18 protein-coding genes, 1 pseudogene and 1 riboswitch are annotated in these 20,006 nt (G+C 42.4%); all 19 genes and pseudogenes read right to left on the reverse strand.

The genetic code is table 11. The features are described from left to right. Positions 1–103: 103 nt before the first annotated feature. A complete protein-coding gene (locus DESGI_RS13840) occupies positions 104–670 on the reverse strand; it encodes a DUF3156 family protein (protein WP_006520856.1) in 567 nt (188 codons plus the stop codon). A 28-nt stretch (positions 671–698) separates the two neighbouring features. After that, positions 699–2,189 carry an APC family permease gene (locus DESGI_RS13845; RefSeq protein ID WP_157872786.1) on the reverse strand — a complete coding sequence of 497 codons (1,491 nt, stop codon included), beginning with the start codon at positions 2,187–2,189 and terminating at the stop codon, positions 699–701. Between the two features lie 411 nt (positions 2,190–2,600). After that, the gene (locus DESGI_RS26125) at positions 2,601–2,726 is read right to left on the reverse strand and encodes a hypothetical protein (RefSeq protein WP_281168047.1); all 126 of its coding nucleotides are present in this window, start codon (positions 2,724–2,726) and stop codon (positions 2,601–2,603) included. A 234-nt stretch (positions 2,727–2,960) separates the two neighbouring features. Then, positions 2,961–3,233 carry a type II toxin-antitoxin system Phd/YefM family antitoxin gene (locus tag DESGI_RS13850; protein ID WP_006520854.1) on the reverse strand — a complete coding sequence of 91 codons (273 nt, stop codon included), beginning with the start codon at positions 3,231–3,233 and terminating at the stop codon, positions 2,961–2,963. Between the two features lie 407 nt (positions 3,234–3,640). Then, positions 3,641–3,775 (reverse strand): annotated as a pseudogene (locus DESGI_RS25720) (IS110 family RNA-guided transposase); the annotation flags it as partial. Positions 3,776–4,019: 244 nt separating this feature from the next. Next, a complete protein-coding gene (locus tag DESGI_RS13860) occupies positions 4,020–5,360 on the reverse strand; it encodes an aspartate aminotransferase family protein (protein ID WP_006520853.1) in 1,341 nt (446 codons plus the stop codon). Between the two features lie 560 nt (positions 5,361–5,920). Continuing rightward, entirely contained in the window at positions 5,921–6,568 is a 648-nt protein-coding gene (locus DESGI_RS13865; protein WP_006520852.1) for a TetR/AcrR family transcriptional regulator, read from the reverse strand. 518 nt (positions 6,569–7,086) lie between these two features. Continuing rightward, positions 7,087–9,069: a sigma-54-dependent Fis family transcriptional regulator gene (locus tag DESGI_RS13870; protein ID WP_006520851.1), complete on the reverse strand. Its 1,983-nt coding sequence runs from the start codon at positions 9,067–9,069 to the stop codon at positions 7,087–7,089. Positions 9,070–9,919: 850 nt separating this feature from the next. Next, positions 9,920–11,644, reverse strand: coding sequence for an aldehyde ferredoxin oxidoreductase family protein (locus DESGI_RS13875; RefSeq protein ID WP_006520849.1), 1,725 nt, complete (start codon positions 11,642–11,644; stop codon positions 9,920–9,922). A gap of 67 nt (positions 11,645–11,711) precedes the next feature. Further along, positions 11,712–11,820, reverse strand: a riboswitch (molybdenum cofactor riboswitch). A 940-nt stretch (positions 11,821–12,760) separates the two neighbouring features. Continuing rightward, the gene (locus DESGI_RS13880; RefSeq protein ID WP_006520848.1) at positions 12,761–13,015 is read right to left on the reverse strand and encodes a hypothetical protein; all 255 of its coding nucleotides are present in this window, start codon (positions 13,013–13,015) and stop codon (positions 12,761–12,763) included. Between the two features lie 230 nt (positions 13,016–13,245). Then, positions 13,246–14,130 (reverse strand): pyridoxal 5'-phosphate synthase lyase subunit PdxS, encoded by an 885-nt coding sequence (gene pdxS, locus DESGI_RS13885; RefSeq protein ID WP_006520847.1) that lies wholly within the window; start codon positions 14,128–14,130, stop codon positions 13,246–13,248. A gap of 663 nt (positions 14,131–14,793) precedes the next feature. Further along, positions 14,794–15,162: a YgiT-type zinc finger protein gene (locus DESGI_RS13890; protein WP_006520845.1), complete on the reverse strand. Its 369-nt coding sequence runs from the start codon at positions 15,160–15,162 to the stop codon at positions 14,794–14,796. Next, positions 15,146–15,424, reverse strand: a complete 279-nt coding sequence (locus tag DESGI_RS13895; protein WP_006520844.1) for a DUF4258 domain-containing protein — start codon at positions 15,422–15,424, stop codon at positions 15,146–15,148. The genes DESGI_RS13890 and DESGI_RS13895 overlap by 17 nt, the downstream gene beginning before the upstream one ends. After that, entirely contained in the window at positions 15,390–15,917 is a 528-nt protein-coding gene (locus DESGI_RS13900; protein ID WP_006520843.1) for a MerR family transcriptional regulator, read from the reverse strand. Before DESGI_RS13900 ends, DESGI_RS13895 begins: the two co-directional genes overlap by 35 nt. 236 nt (positions 15,918–16,153) lie before the next feature. Then, positions 16,154–17,854, reverse strand: coding sequence for an amidohydrolase (locus DESGI_RS13905; RefSeq protein WP_006520842.1), 1,701 nt, complete (start codon positions 17,852–17,854; stop codon positions 16,154–16,156). A 46-nt stretch (positions 17,855–17,900) separates the two neighbouring features. Beyond that, complete coding sequence (locus DESGI_RS13910; RefSeq protein WP_006520841.1) at positions 17,901–18,650, reverse strand: 3'-5' exonuclease; 750 nt, start codon at positions 18,648–18,650, stop codon at positions 17,901–17,903. A 21-nt stretch (positions 18,651–18,671) separates the two neighbouring features. Beyond that, positions 18,672–19,055 (reverse strand): putative nucleotidyltransferase substrate binding domain-containing protein, encoded by a 384-nt coding sequence (locus tag DESGI_RS23875; protein WP_083939858.1) that lies wholly within the window; start codon positions 19,053–19,055, stop codon positions 18,672–18,674. Between the two features lie 9 nt (positions 19,056–19,064). Next, positions 19,065–19,400: a DUF294 nucleotidyltransferase-like domain-containing protein gene (locus DESGI_RS13920; protein WP_083939859.1), complete on the reverse strand. Its 336-nt coding sequence runs from the start codon at positions 19,398–19,400 to the stop codon at positions 19,065–19,067. Further along, the gene (locus DESGI_RS13925; RefSeq protein WP_006520839.1) at positions 19,382–19,987 is read right to left on the reverse strand and encodes a cyclic nucleotide-binding domain-containing protein; all 606 of its coding nucleotides are present in this window, start codon (positions 19,985–19,987) and stop codon (positions 19,382–19,384) included. Before DESGI_RS13925 ends, DESGI_RS13920 begins: the two co-directional genes overlap by 19 nt. Positions 19,988–20,006 lie beyond the last annotated feature (19 nt).

Genomic DNA, 20,006 nt, shown 5'->3' on the forward strand with positions numbered 1-20,006 from the left:
AGGGGGATTCAACTCCTCCTGAATTTTAGAATTGCAAATGCATGATTTAGTTAACGTTGTACCCCCACCTAGAGAGTAGGCAACTTAAGCCAAGTTAGTCAGGTTAAACAGCGGGTCTGCCTGTTTTTAATATTTCTGAAGCTCTGGCCAAGGCGGCATACAGCCGGTTGATTTCTTTTTTTGGCAATGACCCGGTATAACGCAAGGGAGGAATCATCATATACATATAAGAACCACCCAAAGGGGATAGTTTTATGGTGTATTTGTCGTCATCCACCCATATTTCACCTTTTTCCAGGTCCAATTGACTCAAAGTCCGGATCAGCTCCGCATCATTATTCAAGCGGGATACAATTGCTTTGTGCACTCCCTGCCGGTCCTGGAAATAGGCTTTACCTTTCAGAAGACTCCCCCGGTAATGCAGGCGAATGGGGCAATTATCCCTTACCAGACCTTTTAAAGGAATTTCTCCTATGATTTCCAGTGCAAAGAGCCCTCCCAAAAGAAATTTTTTCTTGTTGTTAGTAATTCTGACTTGCGAAAGCGATCCCGGAGGAGCTGTAAAAACAACTCCATCCGGATCAGCTTCCATCTTTCCTAAATATGCTCCGAACTCTTTGGCTATAAACCCCAGGGATGTCCTGGCATAGCCATCGATTTTCTGTTTCATATTCCTATCACCTTAGCTAAAGTTCTCGCTAACTTACCGTGCTCGTATTCAGCCGTTTGACGGGTGCTTCCTGTTTCAAGGCTTCACGGACAAACTCAGCCCCCATTTCTTCTTCCAGGGAAATGGGCTCAAACAGATTTTTCTTCATCACAAATTTAACCCAGACTACCGTATAGATCACGCAAACCAACAGGGCTACCCCCGCATACTTGTATATTTCCATTTTGGTAACAACATCAGGCCAGATGGCCCAAATGGCGTAAATCATCCCTGCGCTGCCCAGGATTTGCGGTAAGGGGTATAATGGCGTTTTGTAAGGCCTCTTCAGGGTCGGGTATTTGTACCGCAGCACGATTACCACAATGTGGGTCAGTACGTAAGCCAGCAGCCAGCAGGTTGCGGCGGAAAGAATCAGGATCATAATTTGTTCAATTCCGGCAATGCCCAGTAAAAGGAGCATAGAATAAATGGCAAACACTATCAGAATTCCCACCCAGGGCGTCCTGAAGCGGGGGTGGATCATCGTAAAGATTTTGGGTGCTTCGCCGTCTTTGGCCATGCTGTAGAGCATTCTCGGGATTACCGCAATAAAGGTGTTTACCGAACTGGCCGTAGCCAGGATCGAGACCAGGCCGATCCAAATCTCTCCACCCCGGCCGAGAATGGCCTGGGCCACAATGACATGGGGAGTGTCCGAAGCAGCCAAAGCGTTCGCCGCAACATACTTAATGGAGGCAAAGCCGTACAGTATGTTTACTACAATAATTACCAGCAAACCAAGGGTCATGGCCAGGGGGATATTTTTTTCCGGCCTGTCGATTTCTTCCACCAGGGGACATACAAACTCAATTCCGATGTAAAGCCAGATAGCCAGAGCCGTAAGGCCTAATACCGACAGCCCCATGGGGTTAAAGGGCATATCCGGGACGGCGGGAACCGGAAGACCTGCATTGGTCAGGCCGATTATCCCCAGGATGCTGATAGATACAATCATGGTAATGGTTAAAAAAATCTGCAGCTTGGCAAAAACGTCCACCCCCAGGAGGTTGGCAATGGTGAATATCGCCAGTAAGACAAAGGCAAACAAAGCGGGGGAAAACTCCGGGGCAAAGACCCCGTTAAAGACGGCCCCGGCCACCGACAGCTCAGCCGGAACGGTTAAAAAACTCATATAGACATAACCTGCCAGAATGCTGATAATACCAAGGGCCGGGCCCATCGCCATCCGGGCGTAGACGTTCAAGCTGCCCGATTTGGGCAAAGAGGTTGTTAGTTCCGCAAAGCTCTGGGCGGAAAAATACTGCAGGAACCAGGCGGCAACCATGGCAATGATGAAGCCCCCCCCTGCCATACCCATACCCTGACCCAGAGTAACCAGGGTGCTGGATGCCACCACCAAGCCCACGGCTACAGAAAAAGCGGATAAGAAGCCCAGTTTTTTTTGCTGTTCCATAATAATGACTCTCCTTTCCTTTTTGCTGGGTAATCTATTTGTTTCCAGGCTCACAGCATCAAGCAAAACAACCCCCCTTTGAAGCAAGTTCTTAATTCAGGGGGAGATTCAACTCGCCCTGAATTTTAGAACTGCAAATGCATGACTTATTTGGCGTTGTGCTCCCACTTATAGAAGTGGAGACTTACGCCAAGTTAGTCAGGTTGAAACAAAAAGCCTGCCGGGGATTATCCCCGGCAGGCTCCTTCGCCAGAAAATGCGTGCCCTCCATCACGGCACCGTATGAAACTTGACTTTTTTTAGGCCCCATCGCCTGAGAATAAAAAAAGCCTGCAGGGAGTAGTTCCCGGCAGGCTTCTTCGCCAAAATATTGTGCTCTTCATTGCATGCTTATTTGATTAAAGATATATTATCAGCAAAAGCTAAACACCCGTTAAACAAAAGTTTAATAAATGCTTAACTTTTTCTTAAAAATTTCTAAACAACATACGGCCCGGCATAAAAGCCTATAAGCTCAGCACCGGCTTCTATCTGGATGCCATCAACCATATATGTATTCTGCGATACAATAAAACTGGCCTCGCTGCCTGCTTTATTATCCAATTTTATCAGCTTTGCCCTCTATATACATATAGTCGGTAATTTCTTTACCAGAATCTTTGCAGCTCATTTTAAGTATATTAAGAACAATCTTGAAAGAAAAACTCGTATTAACTGATGAAGCGCTTCAAGAAGCATTAATCTATTTTTTTGACGCTCTCCCCAGCTATTTCAAGGCAAAGATGTCTCTTTCAGATCTCTCTCATTTGTTGCAAAATCAAAAAAGATACGTCAACCCTATATTTTGCCATCAGTTATTTCCTGCCGGATGTCTCGCATGACATCTTCAAGTGGACGCTTTCTGCCCCCTATTACCGCCGCCCTGCCCTCATCAAGCAGACGGTAAAGTTCGAGTTTGCCGTTGAGCATCTCATAGGTCTCAATGCTCATAACGACCAAATCTCCCTGTCCATTTTTAGTAATAAAGATGGGCTCTCTGCTTTCATGACAGAACGTCGAAATTTCATTGTATTTGTTCCTTAAGTCCGTGCTGGATTTAATATTTGGCATGAAACCAACCTCCTGGCCCAATCTAAATATATATACACGAATTTCTTTAGCTCATCAAGCCTGAGTAAACGAGTTTGAATGAGAAAGAATAAACAATGTACACTTTATTCTAACACAAAAAGCAAAGAAGCCAACTGCTGTTGATCATAGTCTCGACTTCTTTCGATAAAAAAATTGGTGGAGGCGGGCCGCTTGTCGATGTATGCACAGTCAGAGACTTTCCTATTATATCCTTATATTACAGCGGTCCACGGCCTTAATCTTTCTCTTTATAATCGTTCTAAAAGTGTTTTAATAATCTAATTGTCAATATATTCATTTTTGTCATCGCTGCCAAAAAGGTTTGCCATCATATGGATAATCCTGCTAATAAAAGGCAACTGGCCTGTTGGACTTAAATGAGTCATTCAGGCTGCCACATACACCCCTTTCACTCTGGCATAGTAAATACGCAGGAACTTATTTAACGCAACGATTTTGGCAACTTTTTTTGGCTTCCCTTCAGTTTCTTTCTTAAGCATATACTGGTAAACAGCATCATCTTTATTCGGTTTACTAATCTTTAAGGCGAAGTAATTTAGCGATCCACTCAGCATCTTTAACATCGGTTTTGCGGTCAGGCACGTTTTTTATGTGTTTAGGGTTTCCACCAATAGTTTTATGTTGCCTTTTTCTTTTCGGCTGTTAACTATTTACAGGTACTCTCCGGACTTTTTTGCGCGAGCAAACATGGGGGTGCCATCCTGTTTTATAATGAGACATTGTATAACATAGATCTCACCAAGCCTAGTTTTTCAATATCCCGTCGACAATCTCCTTAGTTGTGGCTATGAAACTATCGATGTCTTCATCGGTCATTGGTGTTGAAAGAGCGAGCTGTCCACGATGTACCGGGAAGAATCCACGTGTAGCTGCTTCTAATGCGAAAATTAAGATGGCATCATTATTTGCATATCTCCAAAAGTCTCTGTGGGTTGTTATTTGTCTTCCGTTTTTGTCTGTGAATGCATACGCAATATATGAGCCTTCTCCGTATACCATAAATGGATAATTCTTCCGATTGGACCATGCATTGAGTTCATCTTTAATTCGTTTGGCAAGCCCGTTTAATCTATCATAGGCAGCCTCATCCATAACTTCAAGACAGGCTATCCCTGCTGCGGCGGCAAGGTTATTACCGTGGTGTGTACCGGAAATTCCAACGATACCTTTTTCGAGGACCTCTAAAATTTCAGCTTTCCCACCTACTGCACCTAGAGGAAGGCCTCCACCAATAATTTTTCCCATTATTGTGAGATCCGGCTTTACTCCATATAAGCTCTGCATTCCATGATAGTTAATCCGCAAGGTGATTGTCTCATCAAAAATCAACACGATGCCAAGCTCTTCTGTTAGGGCACGAATGCCTTTAACAAATTCCTGATCCAGCACAACGATACCGCCGGCTCCTGATTGCAGTTCCATAAAGAGGCATGCTATATCGGCAGCATTCTCTCTCAGAATCTTCTCACAAGCTGCAAGGTCATTCTGCGGCAGTATAATAGTGTTTTCAACAATATAAGAGTTAATTCCCCCAGAGTCAGCCATAGGAACAGGACGATCATCAGGGCCAGCCATAGAAGGATCGGGATGTGCTGATACACAAAGATCTTCAATAAATCCATGATATCCGCCTTCCATTTTGGCTATCTTAGTTTTTCCGGTATATCCTCTTGCGATTCTAGCTGCACTGATACAGGATTCGCTGGCTGAACATGAAAATTTGACCTTTTCAACGGATTCAATACGTGAGCAAATAATCTCCGCCAATTTGCTCTCATACTTCATAGGATTTCCCAATGAAAAACCTTTTGGAAGGACATCCTTAATGGCGTTGTTAATCGCGGGATTATTATGACCAAGGATACTAACCGAAAAATTGTTATTCAAATCAAGCAGCTTATGTCCATCAATTGTGTAAATATACGCCCCATCACCATGGTCAACGAAAATTGCATGAGGCCCGTAATTAAAGGTCTGCCTGCTGTAACCGTTGGGAACCTTTTTTCTGCATTTCTCTGTAAATTCCCTGGAAATTTTGAATTTTTCTGAAAACCTTGCCATACTACTTTCAGCTGTAATTTTCATAGAACTCTTTTCCTCCTTAATTATATAAAATAGTCTCTTGTCTTAAAACCGCATGAAACGTACCAAAACTATATCATCGAACAACTGCAACAATACTATGCCGGTGGACTACTAGTTCTCGTAAACAAGGACTGGTCCATTATTACTAAGCTCTGGATCACGGACCTGTCTGACATCATAACGTCACTAAACCGCTGGCAGCTCAACGGTCTGATCCCTACCAGACACTAGGAACGCAATTTCATAATTGTTTTTACCCTCACAGCTATCATTTTTAAATCAATTCCTTTTTTTCCAGCTCATCAGCAACATTACCCAACAAAACCCCCTCCCTATTCGAAAATCATGCTTATACTCGGTACTGCCAAACTTTTGCATAATGTCCTAAAATAATAAGCACAATAAACCTCCCTTCCCGTCGTCAAGAAAATATTCTAGCCAATTACTTTATAACATTGAGAGTGAACGCTCTCTCTCCTTCATGTTATATACTGGACAAAGGCAAGTATCCCCTGGGGTAACTTCACCTTTGACCGGCCAATCTTCTCAAGTATTTTGTACTAAATAATTATGTTAAGGGCCTGCCTAAGAGAATCTAAGATGATCTGCATTCTCTCGTCCACGGAAAACCTTCTTCCTGATGCCGAATAGAAAGAATCAAACCTATTGGAGTGGTATTCACAAACGAGCGAGTAAGCGAAGAAGGTCGTAAAACTGTCAATCAGGTAAGCTGCCGCTTCGTTACTGATATTCTTATTTATTTCTCCGCGGCTTTTACTCTCCTCAATTAGTTTGATAGTGTACCTACTTGCCATAGTTTCAATTTTTTTAGAGGCGTTTGCCGCAAATCTTCCCATTGAAGGTGAACCTAAATCGCAGTAGATTCTTAAATAGTCACAATATTCTTTGTTAAACTGAACATTTGCAGTTAAAAAGCTACCTATTGAATCAAAAATTGATTTTCTGCTAACGGTCATTGTCGAAAACAATTCATTTTCAAGGAGATAAACGCAGTTATCCACTACCGCTAAAAACAAATCTTCCTTATCCTTGAAATATTTATAAAGAGCTCCATTAGAGATCCCAGCTTTCTCACAAATTTTGGAGATTCGCGCAAAATGGTATCCTTCCTCCGCAAACACATTGGCAGCAGCGTTTAAAATAGCCTGTTGTCTATCTGGAGACAGCTTTTCAAATGCCTGTAGCATACTTACCCCCTTTAATAGAGAGAGAGTGCTCTCTCTCTCTATTAAGTAAAAATACCTTTTTTCCCACACTATTCTTTACTCAGAATATAAATCAAACCTAAGGTTCCCGGCAATAGTACTGTCCTAAATTGTAGAAAAAAAGGGCTAATTGGTTAAAAACTTCAACTAAATGGTTACGCTACGATTTAGAGGTGCCGGTGAATAACGGTAAAATAATTATTGCGCTATGGTATACTGAGCCACCTTTTAAAACCCCAATATCAAAGGGTTATAAAGACAGGGACAATATTAAATTTATGAAACAGCATCGGAATTAAGGGTTTCAGGCATAAACTTTTCATAGTGGCCTAAAATTTTAGTGGACCTAATACCCTTGTGTCGGGAATCGAAGTTTATTACTGGTTGGCCTTAGACCTTGTTAAAACGAACGGCACCAACTCAGCGATATCAACGGTGCAAATTTATAAAGATCCTTCGCTCTGCCACAGCCCGCTAGGGTGGCGACGATAAAGACTAGCCTAACATGTAATTTGATATTGTTTCATTTTTTTATACAGCGTTCCCCGTGAAATCCCTAACCGTTTGGCCGTCTTCGTTATATTGTAACGACATTCATATAAGGCCATCTCGATTTCACTCCTTTCACCGTCGAGGACTTCCAAGCATCGCTCTCCAAATGAGGTAATTGGCTCCACGCTTGTGCTTTCATTTTTTGATTCTGTAGATTCCACTAACGCGTCTGGTAAATGACATGGAAAGATACGGTCATCGTCAGAAAAGACAGCGGCATGTTCTATCGCATTTTTCAGTTCCCTTACATTTCCAGGCCAATCGTACGAAAGCAATATATCTACCGTCTCCGGCATCAAACGATTGACAAACGGACCGTTTCTATGCTTTCGCAAAAAATACTCTGCCATCGTTACGATATCCTCTTTCCGTTCCCGCAACGGGGGTACTTTTAACTCTACAGCATTTAAACGGTAATAGAGATCCAAGCGAAATTTCCCTTCTTTTGTCGCTTGCTTCAGTTCCCGATTGGTAGCAGCAACCACCCGGATATTCAGTGAACGGGGACGGTATTCGCCAATGCGGGTAACTTGTCTTTCCTGCAGCACTCGGAGCAGCATCGCCTGGGTAGAAAGGGGAAGTTCTGCTATTTCGTCAAGAAACAGTGTGCCGCCATTCGCTGCCTCAAAAAGCCCTTTTTTACCCTCTTTCAGACCGCCTGTAAACGTCCCTGGTGCATATCCAAACAACTCGCTCGCTACCAGATCATGGGTAAATGCGGCACAGTTGACGGCGATAAACGGTTTGAGCCTTCTTAAGCTGTTGTGGTGTATATATTGCGCAAGTAATTCTTTACCTGTTCCGCTTTCTCCTATCAAAAGCACAATCGTATCTCGCACTGCGATCTTTTTCAATTTTTTCATCATTTTCAGCCAACGGGGTGATTTGCCGACAATTGCCTCAGATGTCGAGCCGGTTACCGTTGACAATATAGGGTTTAACGAAATCTCACTACTGGATTGCGGTTTATATTTAATAGTGTGCACCTTGCCGGTGCGTTTGTGCTGACGCCGCATCTGGATAAGGGCACCGATAATTCGATTTTGGTAATATACCAATTGAAGACAACCATCCGAAAGATCAGGCAAAAAAGATAGGAGATGCTCTTCGTGCGCCGATGGTGGGGAAAGTTCCGATTGCGCTACACGCGTTTGGAAGTAATGAGACCAATCGAATCGGTCGATCCAAGAACGATAAGGGATGGTGTCAGAATCATTACTTAGCACAATCTGACCATCGATATCGACAGCAACAAGCAAATCATCTGCAATCCGCGTTTTTTTCTCTAAGTAAGCGTTCTCAAGAAAAAGTTTATGAATCTGGAATTGACCGAAAATTTCGATCTCCATGCTTTTTGCCAACGCTGCTATCAAAATCAATGCATTGGAAGGAAAATCTTGCGGAAGACAGGTTAGATCCAGTACACCAATCACCTTTCCATTGATCGGATGGCAAATCGGGATACCAGCGCAGGAAAAAATATGCCATGTTTCACAGAAATGCTGCACACTATGGATGGTAATCGGCTTACCGACCACTAGCGTGGTGCCAAACGCAGTTGTTCCGCACAACTCCTCACTCCATACCGATCCCGGAACCGTATTTACGGATTTTAACATTTCTAATAGACCGTCCTTGGCGAACACACTAAGAATCCTTCCTTTATCATCAGCTAAAATAACTGAGTATTTATTATTAAAGAACGATTCTATTTTGGGGATGACTGCCTGAAAAGCATGAACTAGTAAACTTGACTTTTTCAGCACTTGTATTTCCGTTGAACTGAGCACTTTAGGCGATTTACATAAATGCGGATTTACATTGTATGATAAACTTCTTTTCCACGATTCAGAAATTATCGGTGGAACTTTGGATGTAACTCGTCCAATAGAAAGAAATTCGTCTCTCGCCCGAATTAAATCTTTGTGCATAGATTAACCTCCTTCCTACGGTTACCGAACCAATCACCTCGTTTTTGGCGGTTGCCATATTGTTCGTTAAATCCGCCAGAATGATGTCTGCTCAATTGCTGCGGTTACCTGTTGTATTCCACTGCCAACTACATTGAAGTTAATGCCCTTCTCCACAAGCCGACATATGCTTGGGATACCACACAAAAAAAGGAGGAGATAATCAATGTATCTCCTCCTTTGCGCAATGGCAGGCATGAAAATTGCTCTTCATACCTTTCGTTTGCATATTCCCAGAGGGAACATGCAAATCGGAGTGATTTTAGAAAAATTAAGCCATCTTCAATACTTATATAATTTCATTATAATACATCCTTTTTTCACATTCTAGTGGAATTTTCTATATATTTAAAAAACTCCTCAGCTTATTTGCATGAGGGATTTTGTGGGTTGGGATAACTAAAAAGCAGTTGTTAGGTAAGCGCCAAGTATTATACACTTGTACACCAAGCAAGATTTGGGGTATTCTAATTCAAAGGATGTTGGGGAAACAACCAAGCCGGTGATACGCTCGGATAACGGGCCACAGTATATCAGCAATATATTAACAGACCGGTGAATATAATTACAGGCATATTAGCCGTTTATTGAAGCAGAGACCCTTAACCTGGAGCGCAGGCTGTGTTAGTTAGCCTGGCTGGCATAGGGATATGTCTTAGTCCACATCTCGTTATCCCTTGGAAACACAGCCTGCAGAGGCTCCAGGTCATCGAGGCTCAAGCTAATTATCTTTTGAAATTATATGATACTAAGAGCTATTAATATCAGGTGACCAATTTGGGGGTGTCAAGTCATTTCTTAAGAACCATTATTAGAAGTTGTATAACTCATCAATTTCTGCACCAGTAAAGTCCCAAGTAGTGTTGTGTGGAGCACATTCTTCACTCAAGAACTCAGGTAAGCGGTCATGTGCATTAGAAAAACCAGCAGCTTTATTGAACTCTTTTTCTGTTTTAATTATTAATTTGCCAAGCTCATTTACATTATCACAGGTTAATTCTAAATTATATTGTGCATTGATTAGATCTACAATTGCCTGAAAAGTATCCGGAAAATCTAATATTGGGAAGGCAACAAACAAACACAATCCTGTGCTGTCTAAAGCAGCGGTTGCTATCTGCAAGTTTCTAGATAATTCCACCTGACCTGCTTTGCCTAAAGGATTGACTTCTCCACCAATTTTTAAAAGGTTAGTACCAACTGTATAACCGGCAGTGTGATCGGCACCCTGAGTGGATGTTGCATAGGTTATCCCCATTCCCTTAATAGCCCGGGGATCATATGCGGGAATACTCTGCCCTTTTACAGTTGGTACCCTTGTTATCCCATATGCCTTACCAGTCAAATCGGCACCATTTCCCAAAATTCTACCTAGCGGACTAGCTTTAGCCACTTCCTCTTCTAATAAACGAATTACAGCTTTACCATCACCAAAATTTATTATGCCTGCATCCATGGCAACAGCAGTAGTTGCAGCCATTTCAATAGTGTCGATGCCAATGTCATCACACAGCCAATCAATTCGCGCAATGTCATCTAAATTATCTATACAACAGTTGGCACCGAAGCCCCAAATTGTTTCATATTCAAATCCGGAAGTCACATAATTGCCCTCTGCATCATTGTAGACTTGAGAACACTTAATAATACAACCTGTACAACAGCCATGTGTCGGTTTGCCGTTACGTTTAACAATTGTATCATACATCGTTTCCCCACATATTTTCTGAGCACCGTCAAAACGACCTGTTCGGAAATTCCTGGTTGGCAGTCCCCCGGCCTCGTTAATAATATTTACCATTACATTAGTTCCATAGGTAGGGATGCCTTCACCGGTTACGGGATGCTTTTTTATGTTATTTGCCAGACGACGGGCAGCTTCTTTAAACTTCTCAGGCTGGGCAATTGCCAAACCTTCTGCATCTCTATCATCAATGACAATAGCCTTAACTTGTTTAGAGCCCATAACAGCACCTAGACCACCACGACCGGCGCTTCGTATATTACCATCAAGATCCTTAACAGAAATATTGGCTGCGCTCATCTTAGCCTCTCCAGCCTGACCAATGCCTATAACCCCAACCTTCTCACCGTACATACTAGATAGTTTTTTAAATGCTGTATAGTTTCCTAACCCGACCACTTCGTTTTCTTCAACAACTGATGCACCATTTTTGTCAATCTTAATAGTGTAAAACTTTTCCCCAGTTGGTTTCCCTTCGATCACTAAGGCCTTTATCCCCAATTTAGCTAGTTTCTGTGACGATGTTCCCCCAGCATTACTCTCTTTAATTGTCCCTGTTAAAGGGCTCTTTGCTCCTACAGACAAGCGACCGGTGTTAGGAGCCATTGTTCCAGTAAGCAATCCCGGGGCGAAAACCAGCTTATTGTTTGGCCCAAGGGGATGACAGGTAGGTCTAACTTCATTTGCAACTATCATTGAAGTTAATGCCCTCCCCCCCAAGCCGACATAATCTTGGGGTACCACTTCCTCTAATACACTCAAATCGGTCATGTTAATGCGTAAAATCTTCATACCAGAACCTCCCGTTATTAATATTTAAATTTATAAATCTAGCGCACACAAAAAGGAGAAGACACACTTAATCAAGGTATCTCCTCCTTTGCACAATGGCAGGCATGAAAATTGCTCTTCATACCCTTTGTTTACAAGTCCCTGAGGGAACATGCAAATCGGAGTGATTTTAGAAAAATTAAGCCAACTTCAATACTGGCTTGCTTGTAGAACCTGTTTCCAAATCATGACCAGTTTTGACTGCTGCCGTTTTGCCATTCGCCGTCGATATACTGTTTAGAGAATTCGCTAAACACGTTGCTCATTATTCTCTATATCTCTTTTTAACAAAAAGATTATCTAATCCTCGTGCCACCATGCTGTATGATACTACGATACGGATAAGTACTTCTCCACTTTTGAGTCCATCCAGTTGAATAGTTTCAATGCAAAGATCTTCACTTCTTGAGTTTATAACAGCAACTCTAATTTCTATTTTTCTTCCCGTAATTTCGATTTCACTACTAGACTAATTTCAATTATTGTTAATATCAATCACTCGTCACTCATCTTCTTTCTCCACCTCCCTTTAAAAATTTTGTCACCTTAAAAAACTTATACTAACTAATCAAGCAATTGATATGCCAATTTTTCAATAATCCTCATAAATATATATATATTATGCAAAAAAAAACAGTGAAGCGATTATATTATTACACAAGTGAGAAAACATTAGTTAGTTCCCATTGGGCCAATTTACTGTATATCGCTGAGCAAACAGTAAACAAATTGTCCTTTACTGTGAACAGTTTGTTTAATACAATTTGTTAAAATCTATTAGAAAAGATAAGCCAAAATCAACTTTGGGATAACTGACTTCGGGGTCTTGTTCCAGTTTCTTAACTGATATGCCACTTTTATCGTGTGCTATCAGGTATATAGCCAAAAAATAAAGGTGGACATTTTGCCACCACACAAGATTCACTTAAATTTACAGCGCTATCTCATCTGCAAGGAAATTACATTTTTAGAAGATCTAATTTGTAATGCCCGTAAATTTTTTTGCTCTACGCAAAGGTTAAAGAATTAAGCGCTTCTCGATTTTTTCCGGTTAAGCCGTCTCCTTATGTTTTTTGTTTATTTTTTTATGTTTTTTCTGTAAAACTTTTTTCCTTCATACAAAAACTCAACAATCATATCCCGTTTTAGCAGATCGTCTATCACTGCTTTATCTACATTCCTTTTTTCGAGAATTTCGTTAACAATATCTTCTCGAACCGGGTGTACAGATGAAATGCTTAAAAGATCATTGACAATATCGCAGGTCTTCGGTGGAATATTATTTATTCCAATACTGTGGTAAGCGTCTTGATGGCACCGGCCCGTATACAATCATTTATTTTTACCTCCGATGTCAAATTATTTTTACGAGATCTCTCGCTGCAAATATTTGGGACATTAATAACGTAACCTGGGTCTGATGTCTAATTCCTACAAGCAAAAGCGGCTTTTCCTACCGCTTGTGGCACGAGAACAACTCTAACTCCCGAGAGCCTACAATTAACGATATGCTTTTATTTGCTTCCGGACCAAATCTTTTAAATTATTCGGACAACTGAAACCTACCACCCGCGGTCCTGCATCCTTTGCTCTGGTGAAATGGTGGCTATCTCCAGGCCGGGCATGGCCTCGCCCAGATCCCTGGATACCTCTGCCAGGATTTGCGGGTCGTTGTAATGGGTGGTGGCAGCCACAATAGCCTTGGCCCGGACTGCAGGGTTATTGGACTTGAATATGCCGGACCCTACAAAGATGCCATCGCAGCCCAGCTGCATCATCAGCGCGGCGTCTGCTGGAGTAGCGATACCCCCTGCGGCGAAGTTTACCACGGGCAGACGCCCCAACCCGGCAACCTGCACCATCAGGTCATACGGTGCGCCCATTTCCTTGGCCGCCGACATTAGTTCCTCCTTAGGTAAATTCTGAACCCGGCGAATTTCACCCATTACCATCCGCATATGCCGGACGGCTTCAACAACGTTACCGGTGCCGGGCTCTCCCTTAGTCCGGATCATTGCCGCTCCCTCGCCGATCCTCCTCAACGCCTCACCCAAGTTTCTAGCGCCGCAAACGAAGGGCACCTTAAAGACGTGCTTGTTGATATGGTGGGTGTCGTCGGTCGGGGTAAGCACTTCACTTTCGTCAATGTAGTCCACGCCCAGAGACTCCAGGATCTGCGCTTCGACAAAATGGCCGATGCGCGCTTTCGCCATGACAGGGATGGTTACGGCATCCATAATCCGCTGGATGATGGTGGGGTCGGCCATCCTGGCAACTCCCCCGGCAGCCCGGATATCCGCCGGGACCCGCTCCAGGGCCATCACGGCGCAAGCGCCCGCATCTTCCGCTATCTTAGCCTGCTCGGGGGTGGTGACGTCCATGATCACGCCGCCCTTTAACATTTCCGCTAAGCCTTTTTTAACGGCCCAAGTTCCTTTTTCAACCATGCAAAATACCTCCTCGAAGCCTGCAGCTAATAATTTTTAAAATAAAGACATCATCAAAAGAATTGTTATCAGTAGGATATCAACCTGGCAGTCTGATTAAAAATCGGAATCTTTTACGTTTTTTAAAGCGCTTATGGCTGGCCGGTTGTCCCAATTAAATAAAAAAAATTATATTAAAAAATTTGCAATTTTTATGCCATTCTATCGAAATACAAAAAAAATTAAAATGCTCCACACAAGTTGCGGAGTATTAACGTTCTGGTGTGGTGAGAAAACGCAGGTCAGTTTCTGTCGATCCTATAACCGCATAGTCACTGCAAACAATAAACAAATTGCTCATTGTATCAGACAAATTGTTCATTGTTTTAGCAATTTGTTCAAACTTCGTCAGAAAAGATAGTACCAGAAACGACATATGCTCCTGGCCAACTTACAATAAATAATAATTAACTCCTACACATGAGTACCAAATATTCCGGACGCACTAGGGAAACCTCCGACTGACATCGGCGGCGATAAAAAAAACAACGGGCGACAAAAAAGTAAACCGAGGATGGAATATTTACCTATCCTCGGTTTCTCCTGTACAAGACATAATCTTTGTTAAGTTTCTTGGGCATAATAACCGGCTTTATTTTTCCTTTTGTCTTGGTCTCGCTTTTACTATATATATAATTGTTCTTCTCTCAATTTAGATATACGATCCATAGCATAATATATGTCTGAAACCGAAATAGGCATGTCCACTTTATTTCTAGGAGGTATTATATCGCGTTCTTCTAAGTTTTTTAATATTTGGTATAATTTTTGTTCTACTGGATCTATACTATAATTAATTTGATCGCTTTCTGAGTTTTTTGTTAGTAAACGGTCCATCTGTTTTAATACTTTTGATGATAAGTATTGTTCATTGCAATTTTGACATATAGTCACAGGCACATTATGAAAAGTTATACGACGTCCACCAATATTTCTTTCTATCTTTATGTTTTTTACTGAGGTTTCCCCCCCACATCTACAGATTTTTGCCATAATTATCCCTCCTATCTTCTCTCATAACGGTAATAATGTTAACTTCACAATTAACAAGTTCCACAACAATTTGTATGTCCTTATATCTCAACCTATACCTATTCTTGGATGGATTTTTTTGATTAATTTTACCCTTAATCATCACTTCTTCGACATCGTACACGGTTATAGCGTCCTTGTCTGCCTCTTCAAGCGCATGGGGTAAATCAAAATAATATTCTTCATTTTCAGCTGCTCTTCGTATCACTATTTTTGGATCCAAAGGACAAACCCCCATCTAACAAGGGTATTTCTGCTGCAGATTTGCCATTTGCATCAACAACAGACTTTCTCAATATTTTAATTACTTCATCTTTATCTAAATCTTTATTTTTAATTAGTTTGAGTAAAAAGTAAGCTAAAGCTTCTCTTGTTATTGGTTTTGTCTTACTATATAGATTTGGATTATATATGTCGGACATAAAATTCTTTATATGCTCCAAACCAAAATCTGACCAAAAAATATGTTCCTCAAGAGTTTTTCTAATTTCTTCGAGCGTTAGTCCCTGTTTTTTGTAGTAATCAACGATTTTCAACTTATATAAATGTTCATCATCAAATTGTGAAACCCTTTTTTTTCCCATTTGCACTATATTAGGCTTGTCCAAAATTTCTTTATTAATATAATACCTTATCGTTCTAACAGGGCTCGTACCTAAATTAATTTGATGTTTTTGGGCTTCATCGGCAAGTTCAAATATTGAATATCTTTTCATTTTGGACAACCCCCCTTTATTTAATTTTAAACTGTCAGATGACAGTAGTCAATAAATTATGTCTGCTCAACTTCGCAAGAACTATGCATATATTCATGTTTCTAAAGGGGAAACGGTGTGATATATCCGGTCGGTTCCACCCGGAAAAAATTGTCGTTAACATATTTGGCATAAAAAAGAGAGGATAGCACCGAAAATTGACTCTGGTGCCATCCTCTCTTGAAACAATTATTTTGTTAGGCAGAATAAACGATTTTACCGTCTACAATTGTCATAAGTACAGGTATTTGACCGATCTTTTCTTTGTCTACTGTGAGAATATCTTGCCCAAGGACCTGGAAATCAGCAACTTTTCCTATTTCAATTGAACCTCTACTTTTTTCCGCATGTTCCTGGATAGCTCCGTTAATCGTAAACATCCTGATGCCGTCTTCCACAGATATTGCGTTTTCTATACCATATATCTCTCCGTTTAAAATTGATTTTCTTGTAACAGCCGCTTGTACGCTTTGTCTCCAATTCGGCATACTAACAGGAGCATCAGATCCTCCGGCAACATTAACCCCTCTATCAATAAGCATCTTGAATGGAGCCATGTTTTCAGAAATGGGGCCCCCCTCCCAGGTATACAATTCATCATAAATGCTAAAGAGGACTGAGTCATTAGTTGGCTGTATAGACAATCCAATATTATATTTTGCACATACTTTTGCCTGTTCTGGTGTAATTAATTCACCATGTATAATATAGTGACGGGGATCGTTATTCGGAAATTCTTCCATTGCTGCAACAAACGCATCGATACTTTTAGTGACTGTCAGTTCTCCCATGCCATGGACGCCAATCTGCCATCCATTCTTGTGTAGGTATTTAATAGTTTTTAAGAAGTCTTTATATTGTTCCTCGTCTGTTCCCCCAGGGAAAGTAGAGGACCCATGGTGACCGCATTTTTGATCTTTATCCATCCATATTGTATAATTGAGTGGCATCCCATCAGCCCGGATTTTCAACCACAACCCAACCCAACTTGGATCAGCATTGTATTTCGACAAATCCGTCTTTTCAAAGCCTTTTAACATATTTTCATAGCTATGAATACTATCAATGAATAGAAATAGACCTATAGAAACTCTGCAGGTCAATTCTTTGTCCCTGCTCATTTGCTGATATGCATCGACGGCTACAGATCCCCACAAACCGGCCATTAGATGGTCAGCACCTACACCCAAGCCTGCATCAGTATGACTTGTGTAACCGTTTCTATTTAACTCCTCCTGACACAACTTTATATATTGTTTTATTTCTTCAACTGAAGGTAAAGGAGCGCATTTTCCGATCAATACCTGTGCAGGAAATCCCTCAAACATTCCTGTGGGTTCACCTGTCTGAGGATCTTTTATAACACCTTTGCCAGGAGTATCTTTAGTTATCCCTGCCAACTCAATTGCTTTACTGTTGGCAACCAGTTGATTACAAGAGAAATGAATAAGGAATACCGGATGGTCAGGTGATACTTCATCCAAATCATACCTTGTAATAGGCGCAAGTAGATTACCTGCAAATTCTTCCATCAGAGCAGTATTCCAGCCTAAACCGCATATCCAGGTTCCCGGAGGAGTGTTTTTTACTCTATCAGCAAGCTTTGCCTTTAACTCTTTTAGCGATTTGATATTTGGATAGTATAGATTAAAAAACGAAGGATTCATGAGAATTCCAGTGAGGGTCGCATGCATATGAGCATCATGAGCACCGGGCAGTATTGTTTTTCCCTCTAGATCTATAACTTTCGTCTGAGGACCGGCCAACCTTTTTACATCATCAGTATTTCCTACATCAATTATCAACCCATCTTTTACAGCAATAGCTTCTTTGATACTGAAATCCTTATCAACCGTTAATACCTTTCCGTTTAAAATCAGCAAATCAGCATATACCATTTTTAATTCCTCCTATGGTTTTTTAGTAAAATCGGCCTGCGGCCTCTTAAAACAAGCCGTATGGTTTGCGACGGAACCATCTTCTGATCTTTAAGCAATGGTCCAGGTCGCCCCAGCAGGCGATATTTTTTTCAAAGCCCAAGTCGAGCAAAGTGAGAAAGATTTTAGCTGTCAGCAGGGCATCCCCAAGCGCGGTATGCCTGCCTTCTTTCTCAATGCCAAAATGGGCCAGCAATCCGTCCAGGGAGTAGTCCGGCAGTGATGGGAGTATTGCCCTGGCCAGGTCTGCAATGTCAAGGGATTTGTTATAAATTTTGGTTCGGCATGGCTTTAGCTTGCAATTTAAAAAACCGAGGTCGAATTGAACCGTGTGGCCGATAAGCACATTTTCCCCGACAAAGCTTAAAAAATCGGGAAGCACCTCGTAAATGGAATTGGCCTCACTGACCTGGCTTTGACTGATCCCCGTCAGACGGACGATGGTTTCCGGGATGTTACGACAGGGATTGACCAGCCGGTGGAAAGACTGCTTGCTTTGAATCTTGCCTCCCTGGATGAGCACAGCACCGACAAAAATAATTTCGTCGCCGCGGGACGGGTAAAACCCGGTGGTTTCCAGGTCAATTGCGGCAAAGTTAATCCCGCTCAAACCGGCACGGCCGGGAACCTTTGTTTTGCCCCGGCCAGCCAGTTCTCTAATGCGCTTCGATTGTTTTTTGTCCGGCACTTCGAGTGCCGGTTGGCAAGCTCTTTCTTTCCCGGTTTCTTCCCCGGTTTCTTCCTGTTGATAAGACAAGTTCTTTACTCCTTTATGATCTCAGCGTGACCAGGTAAGTCCAAAATTGCAGGAAGTTATTTTCTGCAGGCTGGTAACAGCCTGGAAAGCATCTTTTAGCATTCCCTGTTCGCGCTTGCTAAGACGGTGCGGATTGATAAAGTTGTCCGGCAGCTTGTTTTCCTTAATTTTATTAAGGTTCTCCCGCAACCGTAGGTGCATTAAAGTCTGGTAGGCCGCGTCGATATATTCTCCGTCATCGGCAGAAATCACGCCCAGTTTTACCAGGGCAGCCAGCCTGCTCAGCGATTGGGTCTCACGGATGTCGTGATTTACGGAAAAGATGCGCAGGCAGTTAACGATGTGGATGCAAGCGGCGCGTTTTAAACTGATTTCTCCCCGGTTTGGCCCCGATTTTTCAGTAATGAACCCTCCCTACAAATTAAGGGGAATCCGGTAAGTAACTTCTTCCTTGGTCAGAAGATGGGAGATGATTCTGGACCGGCCGACAGTTTTCATGGCGTGCTCCCGCAGGCTGGAGGCCAGGGACATTTTCCCGTAGATAGCCCGAAAGTCCAGGAAGATGTTCAGATTCAGGATATCATCTTGCCGCCCCCGCCGGGTCCAGGTTTCCACCATCCCTTCCCACTTGTCAATGGCCTTGCACCAGTTCGGGCTATCGGCCATAACATTCCCCTTGCAGCGGGCAAAGCCGCTTAAAGCCAGCCACTCCACCACCTTGCCGCCCAATCTCAGGAAGTAATCCTGCATCTGCTGATGCTGTTTTCGGACATGGTTTGCGCCACTGAGCAGATCGATTCATCCCCTTTGCAAGTAACCACGGGGGATGACATGAACTCGCTCAGGCGTCGTCTGAAAATCGGTGTTTCTGTGATAAGCCGTGTGTCGGCCGATTGCTCTTCCACCAGATCAAGATAGAGACTCCGCATCCTTTCGGTGGTAATCGTGATAAAGTGTTTCGCGAAGCCAGGTTCTTTTTCGATTAGTTGTTCAAAAACCTTGTTCGGGACCAGCAAGCAGGTCAGTTCTTCTCTGGCCCGTACCGATCCCGGATATTTTTTTTCTGTCAGGAAGACGGTTTCCCCAAAAAAGTCCTGTTCGTGACGATGGCTGACAACGGAAGCGGTGCCTTTCTCATTTTCCACCAGCACTTCCGCAGAACCATGGCAGATGAAATAAAGAAAGCCCAATCCTGCTTCGCCCTGCCGGAAGACATAGGCGCCTTTAGAAAAACTTTTAACCTGTACTTGTTCAGAAACTTCTCTTAGCAGGCTGCGGGGCAGTTCGTTAAAAGGGCATATTCTCTCCAATAGCTCGAAGGGATTTAAAATGACCACCTCCCGTGAGGGCGCCGGT

The organism is Desulfoscipio gibsoniae DSM 7213 (genome assembly GCF_000233715.2).
In the GTDB taxonomy this organism is placed as follows: Bacteria; Bacillota; Desulfotomaculia; order Desulfotomaculales; family Desulfallaceae; genus Sporotomaculum; species Sporotomaculum gibsoniae.